Here is a 636-nt window from a genome sequence, read left to right as displayed (position 1 = left end):
CTCGGTGGCCGGCGTCCTCGGTGCTCCCGGACAGGCGAACTACGCGGCGGCGAACACCTTCCTGGACGCCCTTGCCGAGCATCGCCGGGCCACCGGTCTGCCCGCCACGTCACTGGCGTGGGGCCTGTGGGCCGAGGCCAGTGGCATGACCGGTGCGCTCGACGACTCCGACCTGCGGCGGATGAGCCGGGGCGGCCTGATACCCCTGCGTACGGCCGAGGGGCTGGCGCTGTTCGACGCGGCGGGCTCCACCGGACGTGCCGTACTGGCGCCGGTCCCCCTCGACCTGCCCGCGTTGCGTCGACAGGCGCGCTCCCACCCCGTGCCGCACATGCTGCGCGGCTTGGTACGCGGCACGGTACGCAGGACCGCCGAAGCCGGCTCCGTCGTCGGGTCGGCGCTGGCCCAGTCGCTGGCGGGCATGACCGCTGCGGAGCGCGAGCGAGTACTGCTGGACCTCGTGCTCGGCCACGTGGCCGTGGTGCTCGGCCACAGCTCGGCAGGGGCCGTCGCACCCGACCGCGCGTTCAAGGAACTGGGCTTCGACTCGCTCACCGCCGTCGAGCTGCGCAACCGGCTGGGCGCGGCCACCGAACTGCGCCTGCCCGCGACGCTGGTCTTCGACTACCCGACCCC

At 74.1% G+C, this 636-nt stretch carries 1 protein-coding gene; it reads left to right on the top strand.

Annotated features, from left to right (window positions below):
- Positions 1-636, top strand: a 636-nt coding sequence (locus KYY02_RS33725) for a beta-ketoacyl reductase (protein WP_371244902.1), incomplete at both ends; no start/stop codon positions are given.

Origin of the sequence: Streptomyces pimonensis, from assembly GCF_041380215.1 — a bacterium.
Taxonomy (GTDB): domain Bacteria; phylum Actinomycetota; class Actinomycetes; order Streptomycetales; family Streptomycetaceae; genus Streptomyces; species Streptomyces pimonensis.
Note: the sequence above shows the minus strand (reverse complement) of the source record. Positions and strands in the feature narration are given on the sequence as shown.